This is a genomic window from Streptococcus sp. HMSC065C01, from assembly GCF_001813525.1.
Lineage (GTDB): Bacteria > Bacillota > Bacilli > Lactobacillales > Streptococcaceae > Streptococcus > Streptococcus parasanguinis_V.
Map to the genome: position 1 here is coordinate 2,770 of NZ_KV812861.1, position 373 is coordinate 3,142.

The window sequence follows — 373 nt, forward strand, 5'->3', positions numbered from 1 at the left end:
AAAGCTGAATTGAAATTACTATTAATGTGAGGGAAATGATGTACCAACCAGAAAAACTAAAGGCTCGTAGAAAAGAGCTAAAAATGACTCAAAAAGATATTGCAGATCAATTAGGTATTACCTACCAAGCCTATTCTGCATGGGAACGCGGAATAAAACAACCATCTAGAGAAAAAATAAAGCTTTTGGAGCAGATTCTAAATGTTCCAAAAGGTTATTTTACAGAGGTCGAAATCGTCCGACTATATAATACTTTATCGGATGAAGGTAAGAATAATGCACTTAGTTATGTCAGAGGCCTAGTTCAAAAAGAAAAATATAAGAACACTGTTTCAATGTCAGAAAAACTATACGAATACCATGTTTACGAACA

Annotated in this window: 1 protein-coding gene; it reads left to right on the forward strand. The window is 33.5% G+C overall.

All coding sequences use genetic code 11. From position 1 onward, the window contains the following. Window positions 1-38 precede the first annotated feature (38 nt). Window positions 39-373: helix-turn-helix domain-containing protein (locus tag HMPREF2918_RS10595; RefSeq protein WP_141751602.1), on the forward strand; the 335-nt coding region annotated here is incomplete at its 3' end.